This window comes from Sphingomonas sanguinis (assembly GCF_019297835.1).
Lineage (GTDB): Bacteria > Pseudomonadota > Alphaproteobacteria > Sphingomonadales > Sphingomonadaceae > Sphingomonas > Sphingomonas sanguinis_D.
Window position 1 is genome coordinate 1,361,369 of the sequence record NZ_CP079203.1, and the last position, 26,790, is coordinate 1,388,158.

27 protein-coding genes are annotated in these 26,790 nt (G+C 66.7%); 10 read left to right on the forward strand and 17 right to left on the reverse strand.

What is annotated here, in order from left to right; all coding sequences use genetic code 11:
• Positions 1-48: 48 nt before the first annotated feature.
• Positions 49-1,758, forward strand: a complete 1,710-nt coding sequence (locus KV697_RS06210; RefSeq protein WP_219020544.1) for an alkaline phosphatase family protein — start codon at positions 49-51, stop codon at positions 1,756-1,758.
• 135 nt (positions 1,759-1,893) lie between these two features.
• Here KV697_RS06210 and KV697_RS06215 read toward each other — a convergent pair whose 3' ends face one another.
• From KV697_RS06215 to KV697_RS06245, 7 genes are all read right to left on the reverse strand, one after another.
• On the reverse strand, positions 1,894-2,490 hold the full coding sequence (locus tag KV697_RS06215) for a DUF1989 domain-containing protein (RefSeq protein ID WP_219020545.1): 597 nt from the start codon (positions 2,488-2,490) through the stop codon (positions 1,894-1,896).
• On the reverse strand, positions 2,487-3,143 hold the full coding sequence (gene gntA, locus KV697_RS06220) for a guanitoxin biosynthesis heme-dependent pre-guanitoxin N-hydroxylase GntA (RefSeq protein WP_257575646.1): 657 nt from the start codon (positions 3,141-3,143) through the stop codon (positions 2,487-2,489). Before gntA ends, KV697_RS06215 begins: the two co-directional genes overlap by 4 nt.
• A gap of 182 nt (positions 3,144-3,325) precedes the next feature.
• A complete protein-coding gene (locus tag KV697_RS06225; RefSeq protein ID WP_219020547.1) occupies positions 3,326-4,483 on the reverse strand; it encodes an EAL domain-containing protein in 1,158 nt (385 codons plus the stop codon).
• A gap of 187 nt (positions 4,484-4,670) precedes the next feature.
• Positions 4,671-7,271 (reverse strand): methionine synthase, encoded by a 2,601-nt coding sequence (gene metH / locus KV697_RS06230; RefSeq protein WP_219020548.1) that lies wholly within the window; start codon positions 7,269-7,271, stop codon positions 4,671-4,673.
• 144 nt (positions 7,272-7,415) lie between these two features.
• Positions 7,416-8,462 (reverse strand): homocysteine S-methyltransferase family protein, encoded by a 1,047-nt coding sequence (locus KV697_RS06235; protein WP_219020549.1) that lies wholly within the window; start codon positions 8,460-8,462, stop codon positions 7,416-7,418.
• Positions 8,463-8,718: 256 nt separating this feature from the next.
• A complete protein-coding gene (gene metF, locus KV697_RS06240; protein WP_219020550.1) occupies positions 8,719-9,660 on the reverse strand; it encodes a methylenetetrahydrofolate reductase in 942 nt (313 codons plus the stop codon).
• Positions 9,657-10,619, reverse strand: coding sequence for an ArsR/SmtB family transcription factor (locus tag KV697_RS06245; RefSeq protein ID WP_219020551.1), 963 nt, complete (start codon positions 10,617-10,619; stop codon positions 9,657-9,659). Before KV697_RS06245 ends, metF begins: the two co-directional genes overlap by 4 nt.
• A gap of 125 nt (positions 10,620-10,744) precedes the next feature.
• Between KV697_RS06245 and KV697_RS06250 the strand changes: the two genes are divergently transcribed.
• From KV697_RS06250 to KV697_RS06260, 3 genes are all read left to right on the forward strand, one after another.
• A complete protein-coding gene (locus KV697_RS06250) occupies positions 10,745-11,122 on the forward strand; it encodes a hypothetical protein (protein WP_257575647.1) in 378 nt (125 codons plus the stop codon).
• Between the two features lie 136 nt (positions 11,123-11,258).
• Entirely contained in the window at positions 11,259-12,932 is a 1,674-nt protein-coding gene (locus tag KV697_RS06255; RefSeq protein ID WP_219020552.1) for an amidohydrolase, read from the forward strand.
• A 96-nt stretch (positions 12,933-13,028) separates the two neighbouring features.
• Positions 13,029-14,102: a choice-of-anchor A family protein gene (locus KV697_RS06260; RefSeq protein WP_219020553.1), complete on the forward strand. Its 1,074-nt coding sequence runs from the start codon at positions 13,029-13,031 to the stop codon at positions 14,100-14,102.
• A gap of 189 nt (positions 14,103-14,291) precedes the next feature.
• Here the strand turns inward: KV697_RS06260 and ctrA are convergent, their stop codons facing one another.
• From ctrA to KV697_RS06275, 3 genes are all read right to left on the reverse strand, one after another.
• Positions 14,292-14,993, reverse strand: coding sequence for a response regulator transcription factor CtrA (gene ctrA, locus KV697_RS06265; protein WP_219020554.1), 702 nt, complete (start codon positions 14,991-14,993; stop codon positions 14,292-14,294).
• A 100-nt stretch (positions 14,994-15,093) separates the two neighbouring features.
• Positions 15,094-16,188: an AI-2E family transporter gene (locus KV697_RS06270; protein WP_219020555.1), complete on the reverse strand. Its 1,095-nt coding sequence runs from the start codon at positions 16,186-16,188 to the stop codon at positions 15,094-15,096.
• Positions 16,185-17,108: a LysR family transcriptional regulator gene (locus KV697_RS06275; RefSeq protein WP_219020556.1), complete on the reverse strand. Its 924-nt coding sequence runs from the start codon at positions 17,106-17,108 to the stop codon at positions 16,185-16,187. The genes KV697_RS06270 and KV697_RS06275 overlap by 4 nt, the downstream gene beginning before the upstream one ends.
• Before the next feature lie 141 nt (positions 17,109-17,249).
• Between KV697_RS06275 and KV697_RS06280 the strand changes: the two genes are divergently transcribed.
• Positions 17,250-17,972 (forward strand): pirin family protein, encoded by a 723-nt coding sequence (locus tag KV697_RS06280; RefSeq protein WP_219020557.1) that lies wholly within the window; start codon positions 17,250-17,252, stop codon positions 17,970-17,972.
• 29 nt (positions 17,973-18,001) lie between these two features.
• Positions 18,002-18,604, forward strand: coding sequence for an NAD(P)H:quinone oxidoreductase (wrbA, locus tag KV697_RS06285; RefSeq protein WP_219020558.1), 603 nt, complete (start codon positions 18,002-18,004; stop codon positions 18,602-18,604).
• A 148-nt stretch (positions 18,605-18,752) separates the two neighbouring features.
• Here wrbA and KV697_RS06290 read toward each other — a convergent pair whose 3' ends face one another.
• The gene (locus KV697_RS06290; RefSeq protein ID WP_219020559.1) at positions 18,753-19,535 is read right to left on the reverse strand and encodes a M15 family metallopeptidase; all 783 of its coding nucleotides are present in this window, start codon (positions 19,533-19,535) and stop codon (positions 18,753-18,755) included.
• A gap of 49 nt (positions 19,536-19,584) precedes the next feature.
• Between KV697_RS06290 and KV697_RS06295 the strand changes: the two genes are divergently transcribed.
• Positions 19,585-20,226, forward strand: coding sequence for an RluA family pseudouridine synthase (locus tag KV697_RS06295; protein ID WP_219021276.1), 642 nt, complete (start codon positions 19,585-19,587; stop codon positions 20,224-20,226).
• A gap of 11 nt (positions 20,227-20,237) precedes the next feature.
• Complete coding sequence (gene arfB / locus KV697_RS06300; protein WP_219020560.1) at positions 20,238-20,663, forward strand: alternative ribosome rescue aminoacyl-tRNA hydrolase ArfB; 426 nt, start codon at positions 20,238-20,240, stop codon at positions 20,661-20,663.
• Between the two features lie 118 nt (positions 20,664-20,781).
• On the opposite strand, the gene KV697_RS06305 is transcribed toward arfB, so the two are convergent.
• Positions 20,782-21,225, reverse strand: a complete 444-nt coding sequence (locus tag KV697_RS06305; RefSeq protein ID WP_058734030.1) for an Lrp/AsnC family transcriptional regulator — start codon at positions 21,223-21,225, stop codon at positions 20,782-20,784.
• Between the two features lie 129 nt (positions 21,226-21,354).
• Between KV697_RS06305 and ald the strand changes: the two genes are divergently transcribed.
• Complete coding sequence (gene ald / locus KV697_RS06310; RefSeq protein ID WP_219020561.1) at positions 21,355-22,461, forward strand: alanine dehydrogenase; 1,107 nt, start codon at positions 21,355-21,357, stop codon at positions 22,459-22,461.
• 219 nt (positions 22,462-22,680) lie between these two features.
• Positions 22,681-22,893, forward strand: a complete 213-nt coding sequence (locus KV697_RS06315; RefSeq protein WP_219020562.1) for a DUF3072 domain-containing protein — start codon at positions 22,681-22,683, stop codon at positions 22,891-22,893.
• Between the two features lie 4 nt (positions 22,894-22,897).
• Here KV697_RS06315 and KV697_RS06320 read toward each other — a convergent pair whose 3' ends face one another.
• From KV697_RS06320 to ccmE, 5 genes are read right to left on the reverse strand one after another with little or no spacing between them, the layout of a single operon-like run.
• The gene (locus KV697_RS06320; protein ID WP_219020563.1) at positions 22,898-23,560 is read right to left on the reverse strand and encodes a tetratricopeptide repeat protein; all 663 of its coding nucleotides are present in this window, start codon (positions 23,558-23,560) and stop codon (positions 22,898-22,900) included.
• Entirely contained in the window at positions 23,524-23,901 is a 378-nt protein-coding gene (locus tag KV697_RS06325) for a cytochrome c-type biogenesis protein (protein ID WP_219020564.1), read from the reverse strand. The genes KV697_RS06320 and KV697_RS06325 overlap by 37 nt, the downstream gene beginning before the upstream one ends.
• Complete coding sequence (locus tag KV697_RS06330; RefSeq protein WP_219020565.1) at positions 23,898-24,425, reverse strand: redoxin family protein; 528 nt, start codon at positions 24,423-24,425, stop codon at positions 23,898-23,900. The genes KV697_RS06325 and KV697_RS06330 overlap by 4 nt, the downstream gene beginning before the upstream one ends.
• Positions 24,422-26,356: a heme lyase CcmF/NrfE family subunit gene (locus tag KV697_RS06335; RefSeq protein WP_219020566.1), complete on the reverse strand. Its 1,935-nt coding sequence runs from the start codon at positions 26,354-26,356 to the stop codon at positions 24,422-24,424. Before KV697_RS06335 ends, KV697_RS06330 begins: the two co-directional genes overlap by 4 nt.
• Positions 26,353-26,787 carry a cytochrome c maturation protein CcmE gene (gene ccmE, locus KV697_RS06340; protein ID WP_219020567.1) on the reverse strand — a complete coding sequence of 145 codons (435 nt, stop codon included), beginning with the start codon at positions 26,785-26,787 and terminating at the stop codon, positions 26,353-26,355. The genes KV697_RS06335 and ccmE overlap by 4 nt, the downstream gene beginning before the upstream one ends.
• Positions 26,788-26,790: the final 3 nt, after the last annotated feature.

The window sequence follows — 26,790 nt, forward strand, 5'->3', positions numbered from 1 at the left end:
TTTCGCGTTCCATAGCGCCCCTGTCCCTGCTTTGCACCAAGGTTGCCCATGAACTCCCTGACTGCCGCGCTCCTGGCCTCCGTCGCCCTGATTTCCAGCTCAGCGTTCGCCGCGCCCGCCGCCCATGCCCAGACCGCCAGCCCCGCCCCCGGTGCCGCGCCTGCGCCGGTCGTCACGCTGCCGGGCACGCCGCAGCCACCCTTTCCCGCAACGCCGCCCAAGCTGATCGTGGCGATCTCGGTCGACCAGTTCTCGGCCGACCTATTCCAGCAATATCGCAACCACTTCACCGGCGGCATGGCGCGCCTGCTGACTGGCGCGGTCTTCCCCTCGGGCTATCAGAGCCATGCCGCGACCGAGACCTGCCCCGGCCACTCGACCATCCTGACCGGCTATCGTCCCGCGCACACCGGGATCATCGCCAACAACTGGGTCGATCAGTCGGTGAACCGCCCGGACAAGATCGTCTATTGCTCGGAAGACGAAAGCGTCGCGGGCATGGACCACAACAACTATATCGTCTCGGACAAGCATCTGAAGGTCCCCACGCTGGGCGAGCGGATGAAGACCGCCGATCCCCGCGTGCGCACCGTCTCAGTCGCGGGGAAGGACCGCGCTGCCGTGATGATGGGCGGCCATAAGATGGACGAGATCTGGTGGTGGGACGGCAAGACCTATGTCTCCTATGCCGGACGCGCCGTACCGCCGGTGGTCGAACGTACCCGCAAGGCGGTGGCCGACCTGATCGCCCGGCCGCAGAACGCCATGCCGCTGCCCGGTTTCTGCAAGCCGCTCGACCGGCCGATCACCGTCGGCAGCCAGACGCTAGGCACCGGCCGGTTCCAGCGCGCGGCGGGCGACCTGAAGGCGTTCCGCGTCTCGCCCGCCGCCGATGCGGCGGTGCTGGCAATGGCGGCGGGCTTCGTCCAGGACATGAAGCTGGGCCAGGGGCCGCAGACCGACATCCTGTCGGTCGGCCTGTCGGCGACCGACTATATCGGCCATGCGCTGGGCACCCAGGGCGCCGAGATGTGCATCCAGATGGCCGAGCTGGACCGTTCGCTGGCGGGCTTCTTCGACGTGCTCGACGCGACCGGCGTGGATTATGAGGTGATGCTGACCGCCGATCACGGCGCGCACGACATGACCGAGCGCCAGCAGATCCGCGCCATGCCGATGGAAAGCCATATCGCGCCCGAGGCCAAGACCAAGGCGATGTCGGCCGCGATCGCCAAGGCGATGGGCCTGCCCAATGATCCGCCGCTCATGATGAGCGCGGAGGGCGATATCTACATCAACGCCGCTCTGCCGCCCGCGACCCGCGCGAAGGTGCTGGCGGAGGCCAAGCGCCGCTACGAAGCGCTGCCGCAGGTCGCCGCCGCGCTGACCCGCGACGAGATCGCGGCGACGCCCTGGCCGACCACGCCGCCCGAAACCTGGACGCTGAAGGAAAAGGCGCGCTCCTCCTATGACCCGAGCCGTTCCGGCGATCTGCTGATTCTGCTGAAGCCGCGGGTGACGACGATCGAAGAGCCGGGCCCGGGCTATGTCGAGACGCATGGCTCGCCCTGGGACTATGACCGCCGCGTGCCGATCCTATTCTGGCGCAAGGGCATGGCCGGGTTCGAGCAGCCGCTGTCGGTGGAGACGGTCGACATCGCCCCGACGCTGGCGGCGACGATCGGGTTGCCGATGCCGGGCGTGGACGGACGTTGCCTGGACCTCGATCCAGGCGCGGCGGATACGTGTAAGAGGTAAGAATTTCGTCCCCGGCGCGAAGAGGTGGCAGCGCGAAGCGCTGACGGAGGGGGGCTTCCACACAGGACGTGCCGTGCGGAGACCCCCCTCCACCACCGCTTCGCGGCGGTCCCCCTCCCCGTGCCGGGGAGGATTTTAGGCCCGCTCCACCCGGTATTCGATCGGCTTGAAACTCCCCCCATTGGACGCAGGCGCCGAACAAGCCGTCAGCCCGATCACCAGATCCATATGCGCCACGAAGCGGATATGGTCGCCTGGCCCGCTGAGCGGCGGCAGAACCTCCAGCTTGCCGGTCTTTCCATCAACCGGCACGTTCATGAAGCAGTTGAACGCCACCGGGATTCGATCCGGCGTCACGCCGTAAGGCTCCAGCGCCGCCGCAAGATTGCCGAAGCACCCCCGGTGGCGCGGCAGGTCGGGGTAGAAATGGTCGAACGTATCGACCGAACACGGCGTCAGCAGGAAGTCGTGCATCCCGACCGTATCCTCGACGATCTCCAGCATCACCCGCGAGCGATTGGAATAGAGGCTATGCCCCTTGGTCAGCCGGATCGTCTCCGCATAGTCGAGCGTGCGGCCCGAGGAGATCACCTCGTCCAGATCGTCGGCGTTGAAGGCGAGCAGATCGGCCACCTGCCGCCCGCGCGGATCGATCACGGTCAGGCTGTCGCCCCTGGCCATGCGGAACGCATCACCGCTGCGCGGCGGGATTTCGATGGTCTGATGACTCATGGCTTGGCCTCGCTCACGCCGCCCGCATAATGGAAGGGGCAGCGCCAGCCCTCCTCGACCGCGCGACCGCTATATTGGCGCGCCTCGCTCATCTCGCCGTGGCGCGCGAGCATCGGGTTGCGTGAACCGGCCAACGCCTCGTCGCGCATCAGAATCTTCTCGCGCATCGTCTCGTATTTCCCCTGCGCGCGCAGAATCTCGAACTGGTCGTGCAGGTTGAAGATCATCGCCGGACGCGGAAAGCGACGCGCCGGGCGGCTGGCGTTGGGGTGAAGCCCAACGACGAAAAACGCCTCGCCGCCGAAGGATAGCGAGAAATGCGGGTCGTTTGGATCGGCACTGACCCGCGTATCCCAATCCTGGCCCAGCCAGACATCCTTGTCGGAGAGCGACTGGATACGCGACCACACCGCCTGCTCGAACCTGGCTTCGTCCAGATCGTCCGGCCCCGCGAACACCACCGCCAGGCTGCGGAATAGTTGCGGCTCGGCCCGGTAGCGCTCGGCGAACCGCCGCAAGAAATCATGGATGCGCAGATCGTCCCAGGCGCTGGCGATGTCGCGCGCACCGAGGATTTCGAGGGTCCCTCGCGCCATCGCCGCCTTGGCCCCGACACAGGGAAAATCGGCCTCCGCGATATGGGAGCGAAGCATCGCGGCGGATTCCGGCTCGCTGGGATCGTGAGCGGGAAATAGACTGCTGGCAGTTTCTGACATGGGATGCCCCAACGCGGCTCAAACGCGGGACGTTCCGAAAGATGACACAATACCAACTAATTGCAGATCATTTCTTAGATATATTGACGGAGATCAACTTGGCTCTTGATCGACGTCTATCAACCCTTTCCGACAACGATCCGTGCCAGCGGCTCCGTCCTCTCGGCACCGAGCCGCGCGGCCGAGGGGCGGCCGTGATGATAGCCCTGCTGCCACACCGCCCCGCTGACATAGGCGAGGTCGGCCATGGCCTGGGTCTCCACCCCCTCGACGATGACCGTGCCGCCCAGTTCGCGAATCAGGCCGATCAGGTGCGGCAGGCCGTGACACGGATCCCGATCCCGCGTCGCCCGCTGAAGGAACAATCCGTCGATCTTCACCAGCGCGGGCACCAGGTCCATCAACTGGCGGATCGATGTAAAACCCGCCCCGAAATCGTCGAGCGCCAGCGTCGCCCCCGTCGCGCGCAACGCCTGGGCAAAGGCGACCGCGTCATGGATATGCGCGATCGCCTCGGTCTCGGTAATCTCGACCACCAACCGCGCGGCGAGGTCGGGCTGTGCCGTCAGCGTGTCCAGCACCCCGCGCCACCAGCCATTGAGATGCGCGGAATTGGCCGAGATGTTGACCGCCAGCACGGCCTGCGGATGCGCGCGCAGCTCGTCCAGCACATGCCGTACCATCACCCAGTCGAAGGTCGCTGCCGTCCCCGTCCGCTCCAGCGCCGGAAAGATCGTCGCGGGCGACAGCATCGCACCGGGATCGTCGAAACGGGCCAGCCCCTCATGATAGAGAATACGCGACGAGTCGGCATAATGACGGACCGGTTGCCAATGCGCCGCCATCCGCCCTTCGCCGGCGCAGTGAAAGGCCTGGGCGACGGCCTGCATGTCGTTCTTGTAGAGCGCGAACCAGCCATCGCCATGATCGCGGCGAACGTCGCGCGGCCCGCGATAGCGCGGCGGCTCGTCATTCTGCCAGGTCATGACGGCATGGACCCCCGCCCCGGCCTCGCCGGTGATCGCCTCGATACAGATCGGCTCGGCGGTCAGGCGATAGGACAGATCGGCCAGACGGTCCCAGCCGACAGGCCGGGCGCTCCCCGCATCGCACAGGATACGAAAACGCCGGCAGGTCGCGTCCTGCTCGATCTGCAACCCCGCCTCTTTCAGGCGGCTCGCGATCCGGCGAGCGACATGCTCCGCCACGTCCGGCCCCCAACAGGCCGCAATCAATTCGAGATTGCTGATCTCGATCTCAAACGCCCTGCTCGGCACCTGGCCCCCGTCCCCCCCGCAAAGGCTCCGCCATGGCTCCCGGCCAACCTGGCGATGCTCCTGATCAGGGCAAAGGGATAACCGCCCTCCATCGGCTTGCAAAGCCGAAGAAGGACGTCGTTAACCATCATTTTCCGTATTTATAAGGACTTGAGACCCCGACTGGCACGCAATCGATCAAGTGTTATCAATCCAGATTAGGGCGCAGCCAGCGCGTAGCCTGGGCCATGTCAACCCCGCGCCGGACGGCATAGTCTGCCACCTGATCTTCGCCGATCCGTGCCACGCCAAAATACTCCGCCTGACCATGGCCGAAGTAGAAGCCGCTGACCGCCGCCGTCGGCAGCATCGCGAAGCTGTCGGTCAGCTCCAGCCCGACGGCCTGCTCGGCCCCCAGCAGGTCGAACAGGGTGCGCTTGATGCTGTGTTCCGGGCAGGCCGGATAGCCGGGCGCCGGGCGGATGCCGCGATACTGCTCGCGGATCAGCGCCTCGTTGGTCAGCTGCTCGCCCGCTGCATAGCCCCACAGGTCGGTGCGGACATGCGCGTGCAGCCGCTCGGCAAAGGCTTCGGCCAGACGGTCGGCCAGGGCCTTCAGCAGAATGTCGTTATAATCGTCATGGCCGGCACGAAAGCGTTCGATGTGCGCGTCGATACCGTGGATGCCGACCGCGAAGCCGCCGATCCAGTCGCCTGCGGGATCGATGAAGTCGGTCAGGCACATATTGGCGCGCCCCTCGCGCTTGGCGATCTGCTGGCGCAGGAAGGGGATGCGCGTTTCCTCGCCCTCGGCAGTCAGGATCACGTCGTCGCCATCGCGGCGGCACGGCCAGAGCGCAGCGACACCGCGCGCCGTCAGCCACTTCTCGGCAATGATCGTGTCGAGCATGGCCTGCGCATCGGCATAGAGCCCGCTGGCACTCTCGCCCACCACTTCGTCTGTCAGGATGGCGGGGAAATTGCCCGCCAGTTCCCAGGCGCGGAAGAACGGCGTCCAGTCGATATAGTCGCGCAGGTCGGACAGGTCCCAGTCCTGATAGACATGCACGCCCGGCTGCTTGGGCTCGCCCGCCTTCAACGCCATGTCCGCGACGAAGCCGCGCGCGCGGGCCTCTTCCAGCGACAGGAGCGCGTTCGCCCCCTTGCCCTCGCGCGCCTTGCGGACGGCTTCGTAATCGGCCGCGACCTGCGCGACATAAGGGTCGCGCTGGGTATCGGACACCAGCGTCGTCGCCACGCCGACCGCGCGGCTCGCGTCGAGGACATGGACCACCGGCCCCGAATAGGCGGGCGCGATGCGCAGCGCGGTATGGACCTTGGAGGTCGTGGCGCCGCCGATCAGCAGCGGCATGGTCATGCCCGCGCGCTGCATCTCCTCGCCCACCGTCACCATCTCATCGAGCGACGGGGTGATGAGGCCCGACAGGCCGATCATGTCGGCATCGTTCTCGACCGCCGAGGCGATGATCTTCGACCACGGCACCATGACGCCCAGATCGACCACCTCGAAGCCGTTGCACTGGAGCACGACGCCGACGATGTTCTTGCCGATATCATGGACGTCGCCCTTGACGGTGGCGAGCACGATCTTGCCCTTGCCCTTGGCGCCGGGTTCCTTCGCCGCCTCGATGAAGGGCAACAGGTGCGCCACCGCCTTCTTCATGACGCGGGCCGACTTCACCACCTGCGGCAGGAACATCTTGCCCGAGCCGAACAGGTCGCCGACGACGTTCATGCCGTCCATCAGCGGGCCTTCGATCACCTCGATGGGCCGCGCGAAGGCTTGCCGGCATTCCTCGGTATCGTCGACGACGTGCGCGTCGATGCCCTTGACCAGCGCATATTCCAGCCGCTTGGTGACGGGCAGGCTGCGCCATTCTGCCGCCTGCCTCTCCGCCACGGCATCGGTGCCGCGATAGCGCTCGGCCAGCGCGACCAGCCGTTCGCCCGCTTCGGGATCGCGGTTGAGCACGACATCCTCGCAGGCCGTGCGCAGCTCGGGGTCGATCGTGTCGTACACGTCGAGCTGACCCGCATTGACGATCGCCATGTCCATGCCCGCCGGGATGGCGTGGTAGAGGAACACCGAGTGCATCGCGCGGCGCACCGGCTCGTTGCCGCGGAAGCTGAACGACAGGTTCGACAGGCCGCCCGAGATATGGACGTGCGGGCAGCGCGCCTTGATCTCACGACACGCCTCGATGAAGTCGACGCCGTAATTGTTATGCTCTTCGATGCCGGTCGCGACCGCGAAGACATTGGGGTCGAAGATAATGTCCTCGGGCGGGAAGCCGATCCCCATCAGCAGGTCGTATGCGCGCGCGCAGATTTCGACCTTGCGGTCCTTGGTGTCGGCCTGGCCGACCTCGTCGAACGCCATGACGACCACCGCCGCGCCGTACGCCATGCAGCGGCGGGCATAATGGAGGAACGCCTCCTCGCCTTCCTTCATGCTGATCGAGTTGACGATCGGCTTGCCCGACACGCACTTCAGCCCCGCCTCGATCACGCTCCATTTCGAGCTGTCGATCATGATCGGCACGCGCGCGATGTCCGGCTCGGCCGCGATCAGCTTGAGGAAGGTGGTCATGGCGAATTCGGCGTCGAGCAGCCCTTCGTCCATGTTGACGTCGACCACCTGCGCGCCATTCTCGACCTGGCTGCGCGCCACCTCCACCGCGCGGGTATAGTCGCCCGCCAGGATCATCTTCTTGAACGCCGCCGAGCCGGTGACATTGGTCCGCTCGCCGACATTGACGAAATTGGTGGAAGAGGCGGTCTGGGTCATGGTGTCTTCTCAAATCCTCCCCGCTCGCGGGGAGGGGGACCAGCGCAGCTGGTGGAGGGGGGTCTCCTCACATTGCGTCGCTGGTGGATACCCCCCTCCACCAGCCTTCGGCCGGTCCCCCTCCCCGCGAGCGGGGAGGATTGCTTAGGCCGCCATGGTGAACGGCTCCAGCCCGGCAAGGCGGGTGACGACCGGCGGGGTCGGGATGGTGCGGGGCTGCATCCCCCGCACCTTGTCGGCGATCGCCTTGATATGCGCCGGGGTCGAGCCGCAGCAGCCGCCCAGCACATTGACCTGCCCTTCGACCGCCCATTCGCCGACCAGCCCGGCAGTGGTGACGGGTGCCTCGTCATAGGCGCCCAGTTCGTTGGGCAGCCCGGCATTGGGGTAGATCATGATCAGCGTGTCGCAAATCTCGCTCAGCGTCTTCACATGCGGCCGCAGCTGTTCCGCGCCGAACGAGCAGTTCAGCCCGATGGTCAGGGGCTTGGCATGGCGCACTGCGTGCCAGAAGGCCTCGACCGTATGGCCCGACAGGTTACGGCCCGACAGGTCGGTCAGCGTCATCGACAGCATGATCGGGATCTCGCGGCCCAGCGCCTCGCCCGCCTCGATCGTCGCCATGATCCCGGCCTTGGCGTTCAGCGTATCGAACACCGTCTCGATTAGGATGAAGTCCGCCCCGCCCTCGACCAACGCGTCGATCTGTTCGCGGTAGACGTCCTTGAGGTAATCGAAGTCGATCTCGCGATAACCCGGATCGTTGACGTCCGGCGACAGCGACAACGTCTTGTTGGTCGGCCCGATCGCCCCTGCCACGAAGCGGGGGCGGCCATCCCTGGCCTGATATTCGTCGGCCAGACGGCGAGCGAGCTTCGCGCTCTCGACATTGATCTCGCGCACCAGATGTTCGGCGCCGTAATCGGCCTGGCTGATCCGGTTGGCGGAGAAAGTGTTGGTCTCGGCGATGTCCGCCCCCGCCTCGAAATAGGCGCGGTGGATCGCCTCGGGCACCTCCGGCTTGGTCAGCGCCAGGATGTCGTTATTGCCCTTCTGGTCATGGGTCAGGCCCAGCGTGCCCGCATAGGCCGCCTCGTCGAGCTTCCAGTTCTGGATCTCGGTACCGAACGCGCCGTCGGTGATCAGGATGCGCTTGGCGGCTTCGGCCAGGAAGGTGTCGCGGGTCGTCATCGTCTTGCTCCTGCTCTGGCGAGCGGTTGTTCCGTTGGGGGCGAGGAACCTCAGACGATTTGCCTGCGGCCCTGCCCTCCCCCATCCCCTCCCGCCTGCGGGAGGGGCGTGCTTGGATCGTCGGTCGTGTGCTATCGCCGACCCCGTTCCTCAGTTTCGTCACTCCCCTCCCGCAAGCGGGAGGGGCCGGGGGAGGGAAAGCCACAAGCGACACAGCCTGCCGTATCGCCTCCGCCCTACCCCCGAAGCATTAACATCACGCCGCCGCGACCGCCTCGGCCCTCTTCCCCCGCACGCCCAGCAAATGGCTGATCGCATAGGCCAGCTCGGCGCGGTTCAAGGTGTAGAAGTGGAAACCCTTCACCCCGCCCGCATAAAGCCGACGGCACATCTCGGCCGAGATGGTCGCGGCGACCAGCTGGCGCGCGGCGGGATGGTCGTCCAGCCCTTCGAACAACCGGTCCATCCAGTCGGGAATGCACGCCCCGCACATCGCCGCGAACTTGCGGGTCTGCGCCACGTTCGACACCGGCAGGATACCCGGCACGATCTCGGCGGTGATCCCCGCCGCCGCCGCCGCATCGCGGAAACGGAAATAGGCTTCGGGCGAGAAGAAGAATTGCGTGATCGCGCGGGTCGCGCCCGCATCGATCTTGCGCTTCAGATTGTCGATATCGGCCTGCTTGTCCACCGAGTCCGGATGGCATTCGGGATAGGCCGCGACCGAAATCTCGAACGGGTGCAGCTTCTTGAGGCCCGCGACCAGATCCGCCGCATTCTCATACCCGCCCGGATGGCTGACGAAACGCGCCCCCTCGGCGGGCGGATCGCCGCGCAGCGCCACGATATGCCGCACGCCCGCCGCCCAATATGCCTGCGCGACCTGATCGATCTCCTCGCGGGTCGCCTCGACACAGGTAAGGTGCGCGGCGGCGTCCATCGTCGTCTCGCGTTGGATGCGCGCGACGGTCGCATGGGTCCGCTCGCGGGTCGAGCCGCCCGCACCATAGGTCACCGAGACGAAGCGCGGGTCGAGCGGCTCCAGCGTGCGGATCGCATCCCAGAGCTGCGCGTCCATCTTCTCCGTCTTGGGCGGGAAGAACTCAAAGCTGACCGCGATATCGCCGCCGACATCGGCGAAGAGCGGTTCGTCATGCGCCAGCGCGGCCTCGGCCTGCGTCAGGATCGTGTTCGTCATGCCGCCTTCACCCTATTCGTCTCGACGGGCCGAAGCCCCTTCTTCACACCCAGCCAGAGTTTGACGGTCAGTTCGCCACCCTCCAGCGTCCTGGTTTCAGCCAGCGTCAGCCCGGCGGGGCCGAACCAGCTGGTCATCTGCTCATCGGCAAAGCCCAGACGGCTATGCGCCGCCTTTTGCCGCAATTCCTCGCGATCATGCGGCGCGAAGTCCGCGATCAGCAACCGTCCGCCCGGCCCCAGCACCCGCGCCGCCTCGGCAATCGCCGCCCCCGGCTGCTGCGCGAAGTGCAGGACATGGTGCAGGATGGCAATGTCCGCCGCGCCGTCGCCCATGGGAAGCGCATAGAGGTCCGCCTGTCGCAATTCGGTATTGGCGCGGCCATGCAGCTTGGCGCGGGCCAGCCGCAGCATCTCCGACGAGCGGTCGATGCCCAACGCCGAATCCGCCCGGTCGCCGAACAGCTCCAGCATCCGCCCGGTGCCGGTGCCGATATCGATCAGCGCGCCCAGATCGCCCGCGCCGATCAGGCCCGCCATCGCCTCTTCGATCTCGCTGTCGGCGACATGGAGCGAACGGATCGCGTCCCACTCGCCGGCATGATCCTCGAACCAGGCGGCCGCGCTCGCCGCCCGGTCGGCGCGCACCGCCGCCAGCCGTGCCACGTCCGCCACCACCCAGGGGTCGGGCGTCTCCGCCGTCCAGCGATCGAGCGCCGCCGTCATCGGCTCCACCGCCTCGCGGTCGCCCAGCGCCACGAAGACCCAGCTGCCTTCCTTGCGCCGCTCGGCCAGTTCGGCATCGACCAGAATCTTCACATGGCGGCTGACGCGCGGCTGGCTCTGGCCCAGAACCTGCGCCAGTTCGCCCACCGACAGCTCCATCGAGCGGAGGAGCGCCAGGATGCGCAGCCGCGTTGGATCGCTGAGGGCGCGAAAGATTTCGAGCGCGTTGGCCATGGATCACGATATAAAGATATCTTTATATGCGGTCAACGGAGGGAACAGATTTCAGCTGGCACGGACCCGAAACGGATAATCTGCGTTGGCACGCGGATCATATGTTTGAAACGGGAGTGAATGCCATGAAGAAGGCCCTGATCCTCGCCCTGACCGGTGCCGCCGCGATGTCGCTGGCCGCATGCAGCCAGAACAGCCGCGAACAGACCCAGCAGGCGGCCGACGCAATCGGCTCGGACGTGAAGGCGACGACGCAGAACGCCTCGGACGATGTCGAAGCCGCGACCGCCAAGGCGCTGAACTCGGCCGAGAACGCGATGGACAAGGCGGGCGACAAGCTGGACCGCGCCGGCGACCGCGCCGCCGCCCAGGCGGATCGTGCCGGCGACAATATCGACCGTGGCTTGGACCGCGCGGGCGACAAGATCGAGAACGGCACGGCCAAGGCGCGCGAAGCGACCGGCAACGCGCTGGTCCGCGCGGGCGAGGACGTTCGCCGCTAAGGGTACGAATCCCGAGGGATTTCAAAAAGCGGGTCGGCGAGGCTTCGTCGGCCCGTTTTTCGTTCCTCGCGTGACAAGCGGCGAATGATGACGTCGCCCGCTTCCCCCTCCCCCATTCTGCCGATAGGGAACGGCCATGGTAAAGCAGGCTTCCTCCTCCCGTGTCTTCCGCTCCGCCCTCGCCGCACTGGCGATCGCGCTGACCCCCGCCGCCGCCTTCGCCGATGCGCTGGTCGACAATGTGACGGGGCTGACGCTGGACAAGGATGGCAAGGTCGTCCGCTTCACCGGTCTGTTGCTGACCCCGGACGGCAAGGTCGTGCGCCTGCTGGGCACCAAGGACAAGCGGCCCGAAAAGCTCGACTGGCGCGCGGACATGAAGGGGCGGGTCATGCTGCCCGGCTTCGTCGATTCGCACGGGCATGTGATGGCCCTAGGGTTCCGTCAGATCGAGCTGGACCTGGCGACCACCAAGTCGCTGGACGAAGCGCGCAGCCGGATCGCGGCCTATGTCGCGGCCAATCCGGAGCGGAAATGGATATTGGGCGGCGGCTGGAATCAGGAAAGCTGGGCGCTGGGCCGCTTCCCGACCGCTGCCGACATGGACGCCGCCGTCTCCGACCGCCCGGTCGTGATGGAGCGCGCCGATGGCCATGCGCTCTGGGCGAACAGCGCCGCGATGAAGGCGGCCGGGATCAGCGCCAAGACCGTCTCCCCCGCCGGTGGCCGGATCGAGAAGGTTGGCGGCCAGCCCTCGGGCGTGTTCGTCGATGCGGCGATGCAGCTGATCCAGAAGGCGATCCCGCAACCGCTGGCCAAGGATCGCAACGCCGCGTTCCTCAAGGCACAGAACGAATTGCTGAGCCACGGCATCACCGCGACCGCCGATATGGGCACGACGCTGGACGAGTGGATGACCTATCGTCGGATGGGCGACGCCGGAAATCTGCGCGTGCGGATCATGAGCTATGGCGGTGGCGTCGACGACACCGTGCGCATCGGCGGCACCGGACCGACGCCGTGGCTGTATAACAACAAGCTGCGGCTGGTCGGGGTGAAGCTGTACGGCGACGGCGCGCTCGGATCGCGCGGCGCCTGGCTGAAGCAGCCTTATGCCGATGCCCCCGGCCAGACCGGCCTGGGCTTCATGTCGGACGACGTGATCCGCAACCTGATGAGCCGCGCGGCGATGGACAAGTACCAGATCGCCGTCCACGCGATCGGCGACAAGGCCAATGCGCAGGTGCTCGACGCGATCGACGAGCTGGCCGAGACCTATAAGGGCGACCGGCGCTGGCGGATCGAACATGCGCAGATCGTCGATCCCGCCGACCTGCGGCGCTTCGGCAAGCATGGCATCATCGCCTCGATGCAGCCGGTGCATGAAACCAGCGACCGCCAGATGGCCGAGGCGCGGCTGGGCCCGGCGCGGCTGGCGGGCGCCTATGCCTGGAACTCGATGCTGAAGAACGGCGCGAAGCTGGTGTTCGGATCGGACTATCCGGTCGAAAGCCCCGATCCCTTTGCGGGCTGGGCGGCGGCGATCACCCGGCAAGGCCCGGACGGCCAGCCCTATGGCGGATGGCAGCCGCAGGAGATTATCGGGCGCGAGGCGGCGTGGCGCGCCTTCACCATGGACGGCGCCTATGCCGGGTTCGCGGAGGATCTGTTCGGACGACTGGGCCAGGGCCAGCAAGCGGACTTCATCATCGTCGACCGCAATCCCCTCGACATCAACCCCAGCGAGCTGCGCGCCACCCAGGTCGAGGAAACCTGGATCGGTGGGCAGAAGGTGTGGGAGCGCCGCTGACCGGAGCGATCGGGTCGCCCGGATCGTCACGGTTCGGGACAGTGGGCGACGGACAGGCTAATGATTTGGCAGCTTTCTCTGCCTATCGTTGCGGTCATGAAACGCCATCTCCTCACGCTCGGCCTGATCGCGGCCGCCATCCCTTCGCTGGCCATTGCCTCCCCCGTGGTGGTGGGGATCGATGCGCTGAAGGAATGGAACCTCATCGTGCTGGGCAATCTCGACTCCAGTTCGGAGGTGGAGGGGCGGACCTTTGTCGGCGGCAACCTGACCGGTAATTCCTCCAACTATCAAATCCGCTCCGTGCCGAGTTCGACCTATTCGGTACCCGGCCTGACGGTGGTCGGAGATGTGCTGGGCGGTACGAAGAACCTCAACAATGGTTCTGGTGCGCTGGTCGGCGGCAATGTCGCCAGCGGCTTCAACCTGAACGGATTGCAGACGGTGAAGGTCGGCGGGCTGCTGTCCAACACCAACATCAATCAGAATGTCGTGCAGTCGGGTCTGGGGCTGACCGATCCGGGCTTCGTCACCGGGCTGAACCAGCAAAAGGCGATGCTGGTGAGCAGCATGACCGACCTGTCGAACAGCTATGCCGCGCTGTCGGCCACGTCACAGGTTTCGATCAGCGGCAATCGCGCGACGTTCAACGCGGTCGCGGGGGCCAACGGCGTCGGGGTGTTCAACCTGACCGCCGCCGACCTGTCGCGGTTCGGCGAGATCGCCTTCAACGCCAATGGCGCGGACACGGTGATCGTGAACGTCAGCGGCACCAATATCCGGCTGGACGACAATTTCCTCGGCGATGCGACGGGGCTGGGCCAGCATGTCATCTGGAATTTCCCCGACGCGACCAATCTGGAACTGACCACCGCCTGGAAGGGATCGGTCCTGGCGCCGAAGGCATCGGCGACGACGGGCAATTATATCGAGGGCTCGGCCGTGTTTGGCAGCTTGAAGCAGAATGGAGAGTTCCACCTGGGGACCTATATCGGCACCTACACGCCGGGCACCTCCACGCCGCCGACCAGCTCGGGCGGGTCGTCGGGCGGGACGGGGAGCAGCGGGGGGACCCCCAAGCCGGTGCCGGAGCCTGCCAGCATGGCGCTGATGGCGGGGGGCTTGGCGCTTTTGGTCCTGGCGTTGCGGCGGCGGCGGGTGGTGGCCTGAGTTGGTTTGGCCGGGGCGGGTTTGGGGCTTGGCCTTCGACTTCGCTCAGGCTGAACGGATGTTGTGTTCTGGTTCTTGTCCCTCGCTCCGTTCAGCCTGAGCGACGTCGAAGGCCAAGGGAATCGCCCAAGAAAAAAGGCCGATCCGCGCCCCCGCGAACCGGCCTATTCCCTGACGATCGACGACAGATCAGGCGACTTCGGCCTGCTCCACCTCGTCGGGCTCGCGCAGCACATAACCGCGGCCCCAGACCGTCTCGATATAATTCTCGCCGTCACAGGCTAGGCTGAGCTTCTTGCGCAGCTTGCAGATGAAGACGTCGATGATCTTCAATTCCGGCTCGTCCATCCCGCCATAGAGATGGTTCAGGAACATTTCCTTGGTCAGCGTCGTGCCCTTGCGGAGCGAGAGCAGCTCCAGCATGGCATATTCCTTGCCGGTCAGGTGGACGCGAGCATTGTCGACCTCGACCGTCTTGGCGTCCAAGTTGACCGCCAGCTTGCCGGTGCGGATGATCGACTGCGAATGGCCCTTGGACCGGCGGACGACGGCGTGGATGCGCGCGATCAGTTCCTCGCGGTGGAAGGGCTTGGTGACGTAATCGTCGGCGCCGAAGCCGAAGCTGCGCACCTTGGAATCCATCTCGTTGATCCCTGACAGGATCAGCACCGGGGTCGAGACGCGCGCGACGCGCAGGCGCTTGAGCACGTCGTAACCGTGCATGTCGGGCAGGTTCAGGTCGAGCAGGATGATATCGTAATCATACAGCTTGCCCAGATCGAGACCTTCTTCACCCAGGTCGGTCGTGTAGACGTTGAAACCTTCGCTGCCGAGCATCAGCTCGATCGCCTTGGCCGTCGTCGGTTCATCCTCGATCAGCAATACGCGCATCGACAGTCCCCATTTGCGAGTGATCGCCCCCCTTGCCCCGGCGACCTGACACTCCAATCATTAACCAATGTGGATGTGAACGTAAAAGGTTAATTCGTCCCTAACCCGGATCATGATTCTCTTGTTTCATGCGGGCGCCGGGACCGAGCAGACTTTGATGTTCCACGGCCGGAATATTTTCGCCCAGAACTTCGCGCAGATACAGGCTGCGGATCAGCGTAAACATGACGATCAACAACGCGGCTGAGAAGAATAGTCCGAACAGACCGAAGATCGTGCCGATGCCGATAATGGCGAACAGGGTGACGGCGGGCGGGATCGCGACGACTCGGCTGGTGACGAAGGGGGTGATCGCATTGGTCTGGACCAGACGGACGACCGCGAAGGTGATGAGCGTGCCGATGATCGCACCGTTCCCACCCTGCGCCGCCAGACCGAGCGCGGGCAGCATCGCGGCGATCGGCCCGACATAGGGCACGAACTCACTCAACCCCGTCAGCAGCCCCAGCGCGGCGGCCGATGGAACGCCCGCGATCGCCAGCCCGACCCCGACCAGCACGCCCATCGTCGTCATCTGGATCAGCTGCGCCCGCAGCCACAGCCGTAGCGTCGATCCGGTATCGAACAGCGCATCCTCCATGGCGGGGCGCATCGACCGGGGGATCAACAGCAGGAAACCGCGCTCATAGATTTTCGGATCGGCAGCGAAGAACAGCGCACCGACCAGCAGCAACAGGCAGTTGAGCACGAACTCGCCCGCCCCGGAAACGAGACCGCCGATGTCGCGCGCCACGCGGCTGCCCGCAAAGGCGGCACGCACCGCGTCAACCACCTTGGCACCGACCGGCGATTGCGACGCCCAGGCGGCCAGTTGGTCGATCAGCAGCGGCAATTGCGTGACCAGCGTGTTCAATTGCTGGCGAAAGGCGACGCCGAACAGCCAGGCGAGGAAGCCCAGCACCGCCAGCACGGTCGCGATCGACAGGGTCAGCGAACGCTTCGGCCCGATCGGCAGGTGATCGGCATAGAGGTCGGCAATGGCATGGATGACGATCGCGCCCAGGATCGACCCGAAGGCCAGGATCAACAGGTCGCCCGCGCGGAACAGCGCGGCGGTGACGGCCAGGATCAGCAGGGTCAGGATGATGCGGCGGATGAAACGCGCATCGCTTTCGTCGGGACGCAGCCGGTTCATCGCGCACCCTCCCCTGCCCGCGCCGCCATGCAAGGATCGCGCACCCGATCAGCCAGCCAGGCGATCAGCGCCTCGACACGGGCGGGGCGCAACGGGCTTGGCGGGGTCAGCAGGTGCAGCCCGACCGGTGGCGGCGTCCAGTCCTCCAGGATCGCGACCGCGCGGCCCGAGGCGAGATGAGGCCCGATGATGAAGCCCGGCAGCCGCGCGATGCCCAGCCCCGCGACCACGGCGGGGACCAGCGCGTCGCCGCTATTCGCGGTCAGCGGCCCCTGTGGCCGGACGGAGACTTCCGCGCCGCCGGGGTGGCGGAAGCGCCAGGGGCCGGTGATGTTGGAATAGCCCAGCAGCCGGTGCTCGCCCAGTTCGTTGGGATGGGTCGGCGTGCCATGCTCGGCCAGATAGGCGGGTGAGGCGATGATATGCGTCGAAATGCCGCACAGCCGCCGCGCGCGCAGCGAGCTGTCGGGCAGATCGGCGATGCGCAGCGCGATGTCATAGCCTTCCGCGACGATATCGACGCGTGCGTCGGACAGGCTCAGCTCGATCTCGATCCCCGGATGCGCGGCCAGGAAGTCGGCGATGACCGGCGCGATATTGGCGACCCCGAACGACATGGGCGCGGCCAGCCGGATGCGACCCGCAGGCGCACTGGCGGCGTCGCGCGCGGCTTCCTCGGCGGCGCGGGCTTCGGCCAGGATGCGTGCGGCATGCTCGGCGAGCGGCTTGCCCGCCTCGGTCAGCGCCAGACGGCGCGAGGTGCGGTGGAACAGCGACTGGTTGAGCTGCGCCTCCAGCCGGGTGATCGCCTTGGAGACGGTGGCCTTGGACAGACCGATCGCATCGGCGGCGGCGCTGAACGATCGATGCTCGACCACGGCGGCGAAAATCGCCCAGGCTTCCAGATCCGGCAGACGCATCGACACCCCTCATGCCACTCGCGCGACCCGGAAGCGGTTCGGCTTCGCGCTACAATGAACGTGGAAACGATCGGTTTCCAGCGTTTCCGTTTACGTGCTCCCGATCGGCCCTATCTTGTGGGCAACCAAGGGAGAAATTCCATGACTGCCACTACTATTGAGAAGGGCATCGACCGCCGCAGCTTCGAAAGCCTGGGTCACGCCAATCATGGCTGGCTGGACGCGCGGCACCATTTCTCGTTCGCCAATTATTACGATCCGGCCCGAATGGGCTGGGGCGCGATCCGGGTGTGGAATGACGACGTCATCGCCCCGAACGCAGGTTTTCCGCCCCACCCCCATGCCGACATGGAGATCATCACCTATGTCCGCACCGGCGCGATCACCCATCAGGACTCGATGGGCAATGTCGGCCGCACCGCGGCGGGCGACGTGCAGGTGATGAGCGCTGGCTCGGGCGTGCGCCACGCCGAATATAATCTCGAGTCCGAGCCGACGACGTTGTTCCAGATTTGGATCGAGCCGCGCAGCCGGGGCGGCCAGCCGAGCTGGGGCGCCAAGCCTTTCCCCAAGGGCGAACGCTCGGGCAAGTTCGTGACGCTGGCGAGCGGCTTCGACGAGGATGGCGATACGCTCCGCATCCGTGCCGATGCGCGGGTGCTGGGCGCGACGCTGCGTGCCGGGGAAAGCCTGGAGCACACAGTCGGCGAGGGTCGTCACGCCTATCTCGTCCCCGCCACCGGGCGGATCGAAATCGACGGTGTGCCGTTCGCGGCTCGGGACGGTGCGGCGCTGTCTGGTGGTCGGACCGTGACGATCACGGCGATCGAGGATGCCGAGATCGTTCTGGTCGATTCCGAATAAGTTCGTTTTTCTCGAAGGGAGTAACTGACATGGCCAAGGTTCTGGTCCTTTATTATTCGTCCTACGGCCATATCGAGCAGATGGCCGACGCCATCGCCGAGGGCGCGCGTGCCGGTGGCGCCGAGGTGGACATCCGTCGCGTCGCCGAAACCGCCCCGCCCGAGGTGGTCGCCGCCGCGCACTTCAAGACCGACACCGCGCACCCCGAGATCGAGGGTCCCGACGCGCTGACCAACTATGACGCGATCATCGTCGGCACGCCGACCCGCTATGGCCGGATGGCCAGCCAGATGGCGGCCTTCTGGGACACCACCGGCGGCGTCTGGATGCGCGGGGGTCTGGTCGGCAAGGTCGGCGGCGCCTTCACCTCGACCGCCAGCCAGCATGGCGGGCAGGAAACGACCCTGTTCTCGGTGCTGACCAACCTGATCCACCATGGCATGACCATCGTCGGGCTGGATTACGGCTTTCAGGGCCAGATGGGCGTCAAGGAAGTCCATGGCGGCACGCCCTATGGCGCGTCGACGCTGGCGGACGGCGACGGCAGCCGCCAGCCGAGCCAGGTCGATCTGGACGGTGCCCGCTATCAGGGCAAGCGCATCGCCGAGACGGCCGCCAAGCTGTTCGGGTGATCGGAGGACGGGGGCGCCGATGGGTGCCCCCGTTTTTCGCGGGCGCTGGGCGTGGCCTTCGACTTCGCTCAGGCTGAACGGAGGTTAGGGATTAGGGTACCTCCCAACAGCCGTTCAGCCTGAGCGAAGTCGAAGGCCAAGGAAATCCCTATCGCCGCCGCCCCTTCTTCTTCACCGGCGCAGGCGGAGCCGCCACCGGAACCACCGGCAAAGGCGGCTGGCTCGTCACCACGACCTTCAACGGATCGCGTATCCCCGGCTCGGCCGGAAACTGCGCGCGCGCCTTGGCGAAGATCGCCCGCGCCTGCATCGCGCCCGGCTCGGCAAGGCTAGTCCCGACCCAACGCCAGTGCCACGGCTCCCACTTCACCCGCTGCTTGTTACCCGCCGGAAAACTCATCTCGAAGCCGAAGCGCCGCGCATTGGCGATCAGCCAGCGCGCCGCCGGAGAGGCCGCCATGCACGCCTCGGCATCCGGGCAGCTATGCGCGGGGCGCACCGCGAAGTCGATCGCATAGCCGGTCGCGTGCTCGCTATGCCCCGCAGGCGCCACCGATATGGCGCGCTCGGCGGCGGAGACACCACGATCACGGCAGAAGATGTTGCGCTGGCGGGCGACCTCGCGGTGGCAGGATAGCCCGCGTGGCTCGCCGCCGACCGAGGGATCGGCCCTCGCCGCATCAAGCAGGCGTTGCAGATCCCCCAGCATCGCCCGGTGAACCCGGCAATAGGGCTTGAGCCCGAACCCGGCGGGCGCGGGCACGATGTCCTGGGGCGAGGCGTCGCCATAGGGGAAATGGCCCGCCACGCGGCCATCGGGGCCGGGCGGCGGCAGCGCGCCGTCGCAGGACTGCGCCTGGACCGCCACCGGCAGCACGGCGAACATCAGCAGCGCCAGAAAGCGCAGGAAAGCGGCAGGAGCGGTCGACATGACGCGCGCGGCTCTGGCATGTCGGCGCGCGCGGTGGCAAGGGAGCGTGATGCACGGAGATCGCGTTCTATTCATCGACGGCGAAGCGCTGGTAATCGACAAACCGGCGGGCTTGCCCGTGGATCGGCCCCGCAACGGGTCGATCAGCCTCGAAAACCATCTGGAATCGCTGAAGTTCGGCTTCAAACGCTGGCCCCATGCGGTCCATCGGCTCGACCGGGACACCAGCGGCTGCCTGCTCCTGTCGCGCAATCCCAAGGCCCATGCCCGTTTTCAGCAGGCGTTCGAGGCCGGGCTGGTCGAGAAGCGATACCTCGCGGTGCTGAACGGTCTGGTCGAGGGAGAGGGCATGATCGACCTGCCCCTCGCCAAGGTCTCGACGATCGAGGAAGGCTGGCGGATGGTCGCCGATCCGGCGGGCAAGTCCGCGCGGACCGGCTGGCGTGCGCTGCGCCGTGAGGATGGGCGCACGCTGGTCGAATTCCGCCCCGAAACCGGGCGCACGCACCAGATTCGCGTCCACGCCGCCACGGGTCTTGAGGCGCCGGTCATCGGCGATCCGGTTTACGGCGCAGGCGAGCCGGGGGGCATGTTGCTCCACGCCGCCAGCCTGACCGTACCGCGCGGCGAGAAAGACCCGATCACCGCCGAGGCGCCGATCCCCGAACGCTTCGGCATCTTCCAGAACTAGGCGGACGTGCGATGGCGCTGATCCCCGTCACCCGCGCCATCGCCATCGACGAGCGCGAGATCGCCGAGAGCTTCACCCGTGCCTCCGGGCCGGGCGGGCAGCATGTCAACACGACCGACAGCGCGGTGCTGCTGCGCTTCGACGTGGGCGGCTCGCCGAGTTTGCCCGAGGCGGTGAAGATGCGCCTGGCGGTGCTGGCCGGGCAGCGGTTGAGCAAGGACGGCGTCCTGACCCTGCGCGCCGACGCCAGCCGGTCACAGGAGATGAACCGGCGCGAGGTGCGCGAGCGGCTGATCGACCTGATCCGCGAGGCGACGATCGTGCCGAAGAAGCGGCGGCCGACCAAGCCGACCCGCGCGTCGCAGACCCGGCGGGTGGATGCCAAGAAGGGGCGCGCCCAGGTCAAGGCCGGACGGGGGAAGGTTCGGTTCGACTGAAGCGTCGGAGCGTGGCCTTCGACTTCGCTCAGGCCGAACGGAGCGCGGGGCTTGTCCCCTGATTCCACACCCCGTTCAGCCTGAGCGAAGTCGAAGGCCACGCCCCTGCCCCCCGCTTTCAAGACCGCCGCACTACCTCGCGAATTACGAAATGCGACGCCAGCCGCGTCACCCCCGGCAGCCGCGCCAGCGTCTCGCGGTGGATGCGCTCGTAACTGTCGTCGCGGCGCACCTCGACCTGAATCATGTAATCCGCCTCGCCGCTCATCAGGAAGCATTCGACGATCTCGGGACAGCGCAGGATTTCGCGCTCGAACGCCGCCATCGTGTCCTGCCGCTGGTCCTTCAACGTGACGTTGACCATCACCGTCGAGGGCCGTCCCCGCGCCTCGTGGCTCAGGATCGCGCGATAGCCGGTGATGACCCCACTCTCGCGCAACTGTGCCACGCGGCGATGCGCGGCGCTGGCGGACAGGCCGACCTTCTCACCCAGCGCGGCGCTGGTCAGGTCGGAATCGCGGGCCAGCTGGGCCAGGATGCGGCGGTCGATCGCGTCGGACATTCCTGTCCCGATACACCGAGCAAAGGCGCAAGAATATCCCGAATTATACGATGCGGTGGGACCGCTTTGCACACCTCTCCCACCCCATCGGCGCTATTATCGGGGCAACGCTTTTCAGGAGAGTTCATCATGCGCGTCGGTGTTCCCAAGGAAATCAAGAACCACGAATATCGCGTCGGCCTGACCCCGCCGTCGGTCGCCGAGTTGGTTGCCGCAGGCCATGAGGTCATCGTCGAGACCAAGGCCGGCAGCGGCATCGATTTCGAGGATCAGGACTATGTCGACGCGGGCGCGCGCATCGTCGCCACCGCCGCCGAGGTCTTCGACCAGGCCGAGATGATCGTGAAGGTCAAGGAGCCGCAGGCGGTCGAGGTCGCGATGCTGCGCCCGCACCACGTCCTGTTCACCTATCTCCACCTTGCCGCCGACAAGCCGCAGGCCGAGGGCCTGATGAAGTCGGGTGCGACCTGCATCGCTTATGAGACCGTCACCAGCCCCCGTGGCGGCGTGCCGCTGCTCAAGCCGATGTCGGAAGTCGCTGGCCGCATGGCGGTACAGGTCGGCGCGCACTATCTCGAAAAGCAGCAGGGCGGCCGTGGCATCCTGCTCGGCGGCGTGCCCGGCGTGGCGCCTGCCAAGGTCGCGATCCTGGGCGGCGGCGTCTCGGGCGTGAACGCGGCGCAGATGGCGGTCGGCCTGCGCGCCGACGTCACCATCTATGACATCAACAACGACCGTCTGGCCGAGCTGGACATGTTCTTCTCCAGCCAGATCAAGACCGCCTATGCGTCGAAGGCGGCGATCGCGGCGGCGGTGAAGAATGCGCACCTCGTCATCGGCGCAGTGCTGGTTCCCGGTGCGGCCGCGCCCAAGCTCGTCACCCGCGACATGCTGAAGACGATGAAGCGCGGCTCGGTGATGGTCGACATCGCGATCGACCAAGGCGGCTGCTTCGAGACCAGCCATGCCACCACCCACCAGGACCCGGTGTTCGAGGTCGACGGCGTGATCCATTACTGCGTCGCCAACATGCCCGGCGCGGTCGCCCGCACCTCGACCTTCGCGCTGAACAACGCGACGCTGCCCTTCGCGGTGAAGCTGGCCAACATGGGCGCCGAGGCCGCGATGAAGGCTGATGCGCATCTGGCGAACGGCCTGAACGTCTCGGGCGGCAAGATCCGCCACGCAGCGGTTGCCGAAGCGCTCGACCTGCCGTTCGAGGCCTGGGCGGGCTAAACCCTAGCTCCGTTCGCACTGGGCGAAGTCGAAGTGCATGTTCGGGCGTCAGGCCCGTGGCCTTCGACTTCGCTCAGGCTGAACGGCTTCCAAGATTTAATCCCCACCTCCGTTCACGCTGAGCGTCGTCGAAGCGCACGTTCCGCCCTCTAACACGAACGCCGAGACTATCCGGAACACAAACAGAACATCGCCGTTGATCCCCCGAAAGGATCACCGATGACCGACAATCCCAAGACCGAACCCTTCTCCAACGCCGAGAAGGACCCCGATGACTGGACCACCGGCGACGAGAAGATGACCGGTGCGCAGGCCAGCTATCTGAAGACGCTGTCCGAAGAAGCGGGCGAGCCATTCGACGACACGTTGACCAAGGCCGATGCCTCCAAGCGGATCGACGCGCTTCAGGCCAAGACCGGCCGGGGCCAGTAAGCCCCTATTCCCCCATCATCCGAATGGCCTGATCGAGCAGCATCACCCGCTGCTCGATTGCCGGGCGATAGGCGGCATTGGCGGGCGACAACTGCAATGCCCGGCTCCAGAAAGTCCGTGCCTTGCGGAAATCGCCCGCCCGCATCCAGGCCAGCCCCTCGAAGAAGAAGGGCGCGGGGTCCCTCGGCCCCAGCGTGCGGGCGCGGCGAAAGGCGAATTGGGCGGCGGGCGACATCTGATAGCCGTCATGCGCGAACAGGACATTGCCCAGCTCGGTCCAATAGGGAACGCTGCCGCGATTGCCGCCGACCGCGCCCAGCATGATCTGCACCGCCGTCCGCTTGTTGCCCGAACGCGACAGCGCATCGGCGGCGGTGAACATCGCCGCTTCGCCGCCATAACGCCCGATCAATTGCCCGCGCAGCTCGGAAATGGCGTCATTGTCGAGCAGCGCATCGGGACGCGGCGCAGGCGCGCTCGCCGCCAAAGTCGGCCGCCCCTGCCACGCATAACCGACCCCGCCCAGCGCCAGTGCGGCGCCCAGCATGGTCCAGAGCGGTCGCGGAAAACGCAGCCACAGCGCCCCGCCCATCGCTCCGGCCGCGATCAGCAACAGGATCAGCCAGCCCATCAGCGCCGCTTCCGAAAGCTGAACCGCGCGATCCACGCGCCCAGCGCCAGCAGCAGGACCGGCGTCGCCCAGAGCAAGGCGGTCGCGCCCGACAGCGGCGGGTCATAGCTGACATAATCGCCGTAACGCTCGATCAGCCAGTGGCGGATCGCCTCGGGCCGCTCGCCGCGCGCGATACGCTGGCGGACCAGCGCGCGCATGTCTGCGGCCATGTCGGCATCGCTGTCGGCGATCGACTGGCCCTGACACACCACGCAGCGCAGCTCGCCCATCAGGGCCCGCGCCTGCGCCTCGGCTCGGGGATCGGGCAATTGGGTATTGCCGTAATCGGGCGCGGACGTCCCGGCGGCCAGCAGCAGGGCGAGCGCCAAGCTCATCGGGCGGCGACCCAATCGCGCACGATCTGCTCGACTTGGTCGGCGCGGATGTCGCCGATATATTGCCGAACGATCCGGCCGCGTCCGTCGATCAGGAAGGTCTCGGGCACCCCCGACGAGCCGAGCGCCATCTGGACTTGGCTACGGCTATCGTCGCCGATCGCGGCATAGGGATCGCCATTGCGGCGAAGGAAGGCGGCGATGGCGGGGCCTTTGTCATGGATCGCGATGGCGTCGATCGGCAGGCCTCGCGCCTTCAACGCCATCAGCTGCGGCGCTTCGGCGATGCAGGGGATGCACCAGCTGGCAAAGACGTTGAGCAGCCGCGGGCGACCCGTTCCGAAGTCGCTGCTCGCCAGCCCCGGCTTGCCCGGCACCATCGGCTCCAGCTTGAATGTCGGCAACGGCTTGTCGACCAGGGTCGAATGAACCGCCGTGTCGGCAGGCCGCATCAACCCGGCCGCGACCACCACGAACAGCACCCCGAACAGGCCCAGCGGCAACCAGATCAGCGAACGCTTCATCCCCACAGAGCCTCCCGCCGTCGTTGCTGCCACGCCTTGAACCACCGCCCGACCAGCGCCAGCACGCCGCCCAGCGCAACCAGCGCGCCGCCGAGCCAGATCAGCGTCACAAACGGCTTCCACCACAGCCGTAGCTGCCAGCGGCCGGTCGCTGCATCCTGTTGCCCCAGGACCGTATAGAGCTGCCCGTCCCAGCGGGTGGCGATCGCGCTCTCGCTGGTCGTGGTCGGCGGATCGGTGAAGAATCGCTGTTGCGGGCGCAAGGTAGCGCCGTCGCCGTCCCGCGTCGCTGTCAGCCGCGCCTCCAGCGCCGACCAGTTCGCACCGACATTGGGATAGATGCGGTCCAGCTTCACCCGCCACGGCCCGACGATGGTCGCCTGCCCCGGATAGAGCGCGACCAGCCGCTCGGCGGTGAAGGCACTGTCGCATGCCATACCGATCATGCTGACGCCTAAGCCGACATGTGCGACGACCATGCCCCAGATCGGCAAGGGCGTGCGCCGCCAATTGCGCCGGGTGATCGGCAGGACGCTGGCGACGATCAGCCCCACGCCGAAGGACAGGCCGAGCAGCGACAACACGCCCATGCCCCCGGTCAGGGTCAGCATCAGTGCAAAGGTCCCCGCCGCCGCGACCATCGGCCAAAGCATCCGGATCAGCACCGCCTCCGCGTCATCGCTGCGCCAGCGCAAGGCTGGCCCGACCGCCATCACCGCGACCAGCGCCAGCGCAATCGGTCCGGCGGCAGCATGGAAGAAAGGGGGCCCGACCGACAGCCGCACGCCGAACCCGGCGGCGACCAGTGGATAGAGCGTGCCGATCAGCACGATGCCCAGGATCACCGACAGCAGCAGGTTGTTGACGACCAGCCCGCCCTCGCGGCTGACGAACGCGAAGCTGCGCCCCGCCCGCACCTGCCCGATCCGCGCGCCGAACAGCGCCAGCGCACCACCGATATAGATGCCCAGCAGCGCCAGGATGAACGCCCCGCGCCGGGGATCGACGGCAAAGGCATGGACGCTGGTCAAAATGCCCGACCGCACCAGGAAGGTGCCGATCATCGACATGGAGAAAGCGACCACCGCCAGCATGACGGTCCACGCCCGCAAGCCGTCCCGCGCCGCCAGCACGTTGACCGAATGGAGCAACGCCGTCGCCGCCAGCCACGGCATCAACGAGGCATTCTCGACCGGGTCCCAGAACCACCAGCCGCCCCAGCCCAGTTCATAATAGGCCCAATAGGAGCCCGCCGTGATGCCGATGGTCAGCAGCACCCAGGCGCCCAGAACCCAGAGCCGCATCGCGCGGGCAAAGGCCGGACCGACCTGCCCCGTCACCAGCGCGCCGACCGCGAAGGAAAAGGCGACCGACAGCCCGACATAGCCCGCGTAAAGCGTCGGCGGATGGAAGGCGAGGCCGGGGTCCTGCAACAGCGGATTCAGCCCCTGCCCCTCGATCGGCGCCGGATTGAGCCGCGCGAACGGGTTGGAGGCGAACAGCAGGAAGGCATAGAAACCGAGCGCGATCGCCCCCTGCGCGGCCAGCGTCGCGACATGGGTCGCCCGGTCGAGCGTCCGCTCCTTCCACGCGACCAGCGCGCCGCCCGCGCCCAGGATCGTGACCCAGAGCAGCATCGACCCTTCGTGATTGCCCCAGGCTCCGGCGAATTTGTAGATCCAAGGCTTGGCCGAATGGCTGTTCTCGGCGACCAGCTTGACCGACAGATCGGTATTCAGGAACACCGCGATCAGTGCCGCCATGGCGATGGCGACCAGCGCGCCCTGCACGATCGCGACCGGACCGATCGCCGCCATCGCCTGCTCGCCCGCCACATCCTTGCGGCGCAAGGCGAGCACGCCGAGCAGCAGCTGCAACCCCGCCAGCATCGCGGCGAACCACAGAGCGGCCAAGCCCGCTTCGGCGATCACGGCTCCAGGCTCCGGCTCTCGTGCATATTACCCGCCATTTCGGGGGGCATGTATTTCTCGTCATGCTTGGCGAGCAGGTTGGTCGCGACAAAGCGGCCATCGGGCTGGAACTGCCCCTCGGCCACCACGCCCGATTTCTCGCGGAACAGGTCGGGGGTGATCCCGGCAAAGGTGACGGGCGTCGTCGCCTTGCCGTCAGTGACGACGAAGCGCACCGTCACCCCGTCGGGCGCGCGGTGGACCGATCCAGCCTCGACCATTCCGCCCAGCCGCACCGCGCGGCCCAGCGGCAGGCCCTGTGCTTTCGCGTCGGACGGCGTGTAGAAGAACGCCGCCTGGTCCTTCATCGCCGACATGGCAAGCAGCACCGCCGCGACGATCGCGGCCAGCGCCAGCAGCGCCAGCGTCAGACGTTGGGATTTGGGCGTCATTTC

Bases quoted from the DNA above. Each gene is read 5' to 3' on its own strand.
- KV697_RS06210 (WP_219020544.1), top strand. From the start codon at position 49: ATGAACTCCCTGACTGCCGCGCTCCTGGCCTCCGTCGCCCTGATTTCC.
- KV697_RS06215 (WP_219020545.1), bottom strand. From the start codon at position 2,490: ATGAGTCATCAGACCATCGAAATCCCGCCGCGCAGCGGTGATGCGTTC.
- gntA (WP_257575646.1), bottom strand. From the start codon at position 3,143: ATGCTTCGCTCCCATATCGCGGAGGCCGATTTTCCCTGTGTCGGGGCC.
- metH (WP_219020548.1), bottom strand. From the start codon at position 7,271: ATGACCCAGACCGCCTCTTCCACCAATTTCGTCAATGTCGGCGAGCGG.
- KV697_RS06235 (WP_219020549.1), bottom strand. From the start codon at position 8,462: ATGACGACCCGCGACACCTTCCTGGCCGAAGCCGCCAAGCGCATCCTG.
- metF (WP_219020550.1), bottom strand. From the start codon at position 9,660: ATGACGAACACGATCCTGACGCAGGCCGAGGCCGCGCTGGCGCATGAC.
- KV697_RS06245 (WP_219020551.1), bottom strand. From the start codon at position 10,619: ATGGCCAACGCGCTCGAAATCTTTCGCGCCCTCAGCGATCCAACGCGG.
- KV697_RS06250 (WP_257575647.1), top strand. From the start codon at position 10,745: ATGAAGAAGGCCCTGATCCTCGCCCTGACCGGTGCCGCCGCGATGTCG.
- KV697_RS06255 (WP_219020552.1), top strand. From the start codon at position 11,259: ATGGTAAAGCAGGCTTCCTCCTCCCGTGTCTTCCGCTCCGCCCTCGCC.
- KV697_RS06260 (WP_219020553.1), top strand. From the start codon at position 13,029: ATGAAACGCCATCTCCTCACGCTCGGCCTGATCGCGGCCGCCATCCCT.
- ctrA (WP_219020554.1), bottom strand. From the start codon at position 14,993: ATGCGCGTATTGCTGATCGAGGATGAACCGACGACGGCCAAGGCGATC.
- KV697_RS06270 (WP_219020555.1), bottom strand. From the start codon at position 16,188: ATGAACCGGCTGCGTCCCGACGAAAGCGATGCGCGTTTCATCCGCCGC.
- KV697_RS06275 (WP_219020556.1), bottom strand. From the start codon at position 17,108: ATGCGTCTGCCGGATCTGGAAGCCTGGGCGATTTTCGCCGCCGTGGTC.
- KV697_RS06280 (WP_219020557.1), top strand. From the start codon at position 17,250: ATGACTGCCACTACTATTGAGAAGGGCATCGACCGCCGCAGCTTCGAA.
- wrbA (WP_219020558.1), top strand. From the start codon at position 18,002: ATGGCCAAGGTTCTGGTCCTTTATTATTCGTCCTACGGCCATATCGAG.
- KV697_RS06290 (WP_219020559.1), bottom strand. From the start codon at position 19,535: ATGTCGACCGCTCCTGCCGCTTTCCTGCGCTTTCTGGCGCTGCTGATG.
- KV697_RS06295 (WP_219021276.1), top strand. From the start codon at position 19,585: ATGCACGGAGATCGCGTTCTATTCATCGACGGCGAAGCGCTGGTAATC.
- arfB (WP_219020560.1), top strand. From the start codon at position 20,238: ATGGCGCTGATCCCCGTCACCCGCGCCATCGCCATCGACGAGCGCGAG.
- KV697_RS06305 (WP_058734030.1), bottom strand. From the start codon at position 21,225: ATGTCCGACGCGATCGACCGCCGCATCCTGGCCCAGCTGGCCCGCGAT.
- ald (WP_219020561.1), top strand. From the start codon at position 21,355: ATGCGCGTCGGTGTTCCCAAGGAAATCAAGAACCACGAATATCGCGTC.
- KV697_RS06315 (WP_219020562.1), top strand. From the start codon at position 22,681: ATGACCGACAATCCCAAGACCGAACCCTTCTCCAACGCCGAGAAGGAC.
- KV697_RS06325 (WP_219020564.1), bottom strand. From the start codon at position 23,901: ATGAGCTTGGCGCTCGCCCTGCTGCTGGCCGCCGGGACGTCCGCGCCC.
- KV697_RS06330 (WP_219020565.1), bottom strand. From the start codon at position 24,425: ATGAAGCGTTCGCTGATCTGGTTGCCGCTGGGCCTGTTCGGGGTGCTG.
- ccmE (WP_219020567.1), bottom strand. From the start codon at position 26,787: ATGACGCCCAAATCCCAACGTCTGACGCTGGCGCTGCTGGCGCTGGCC.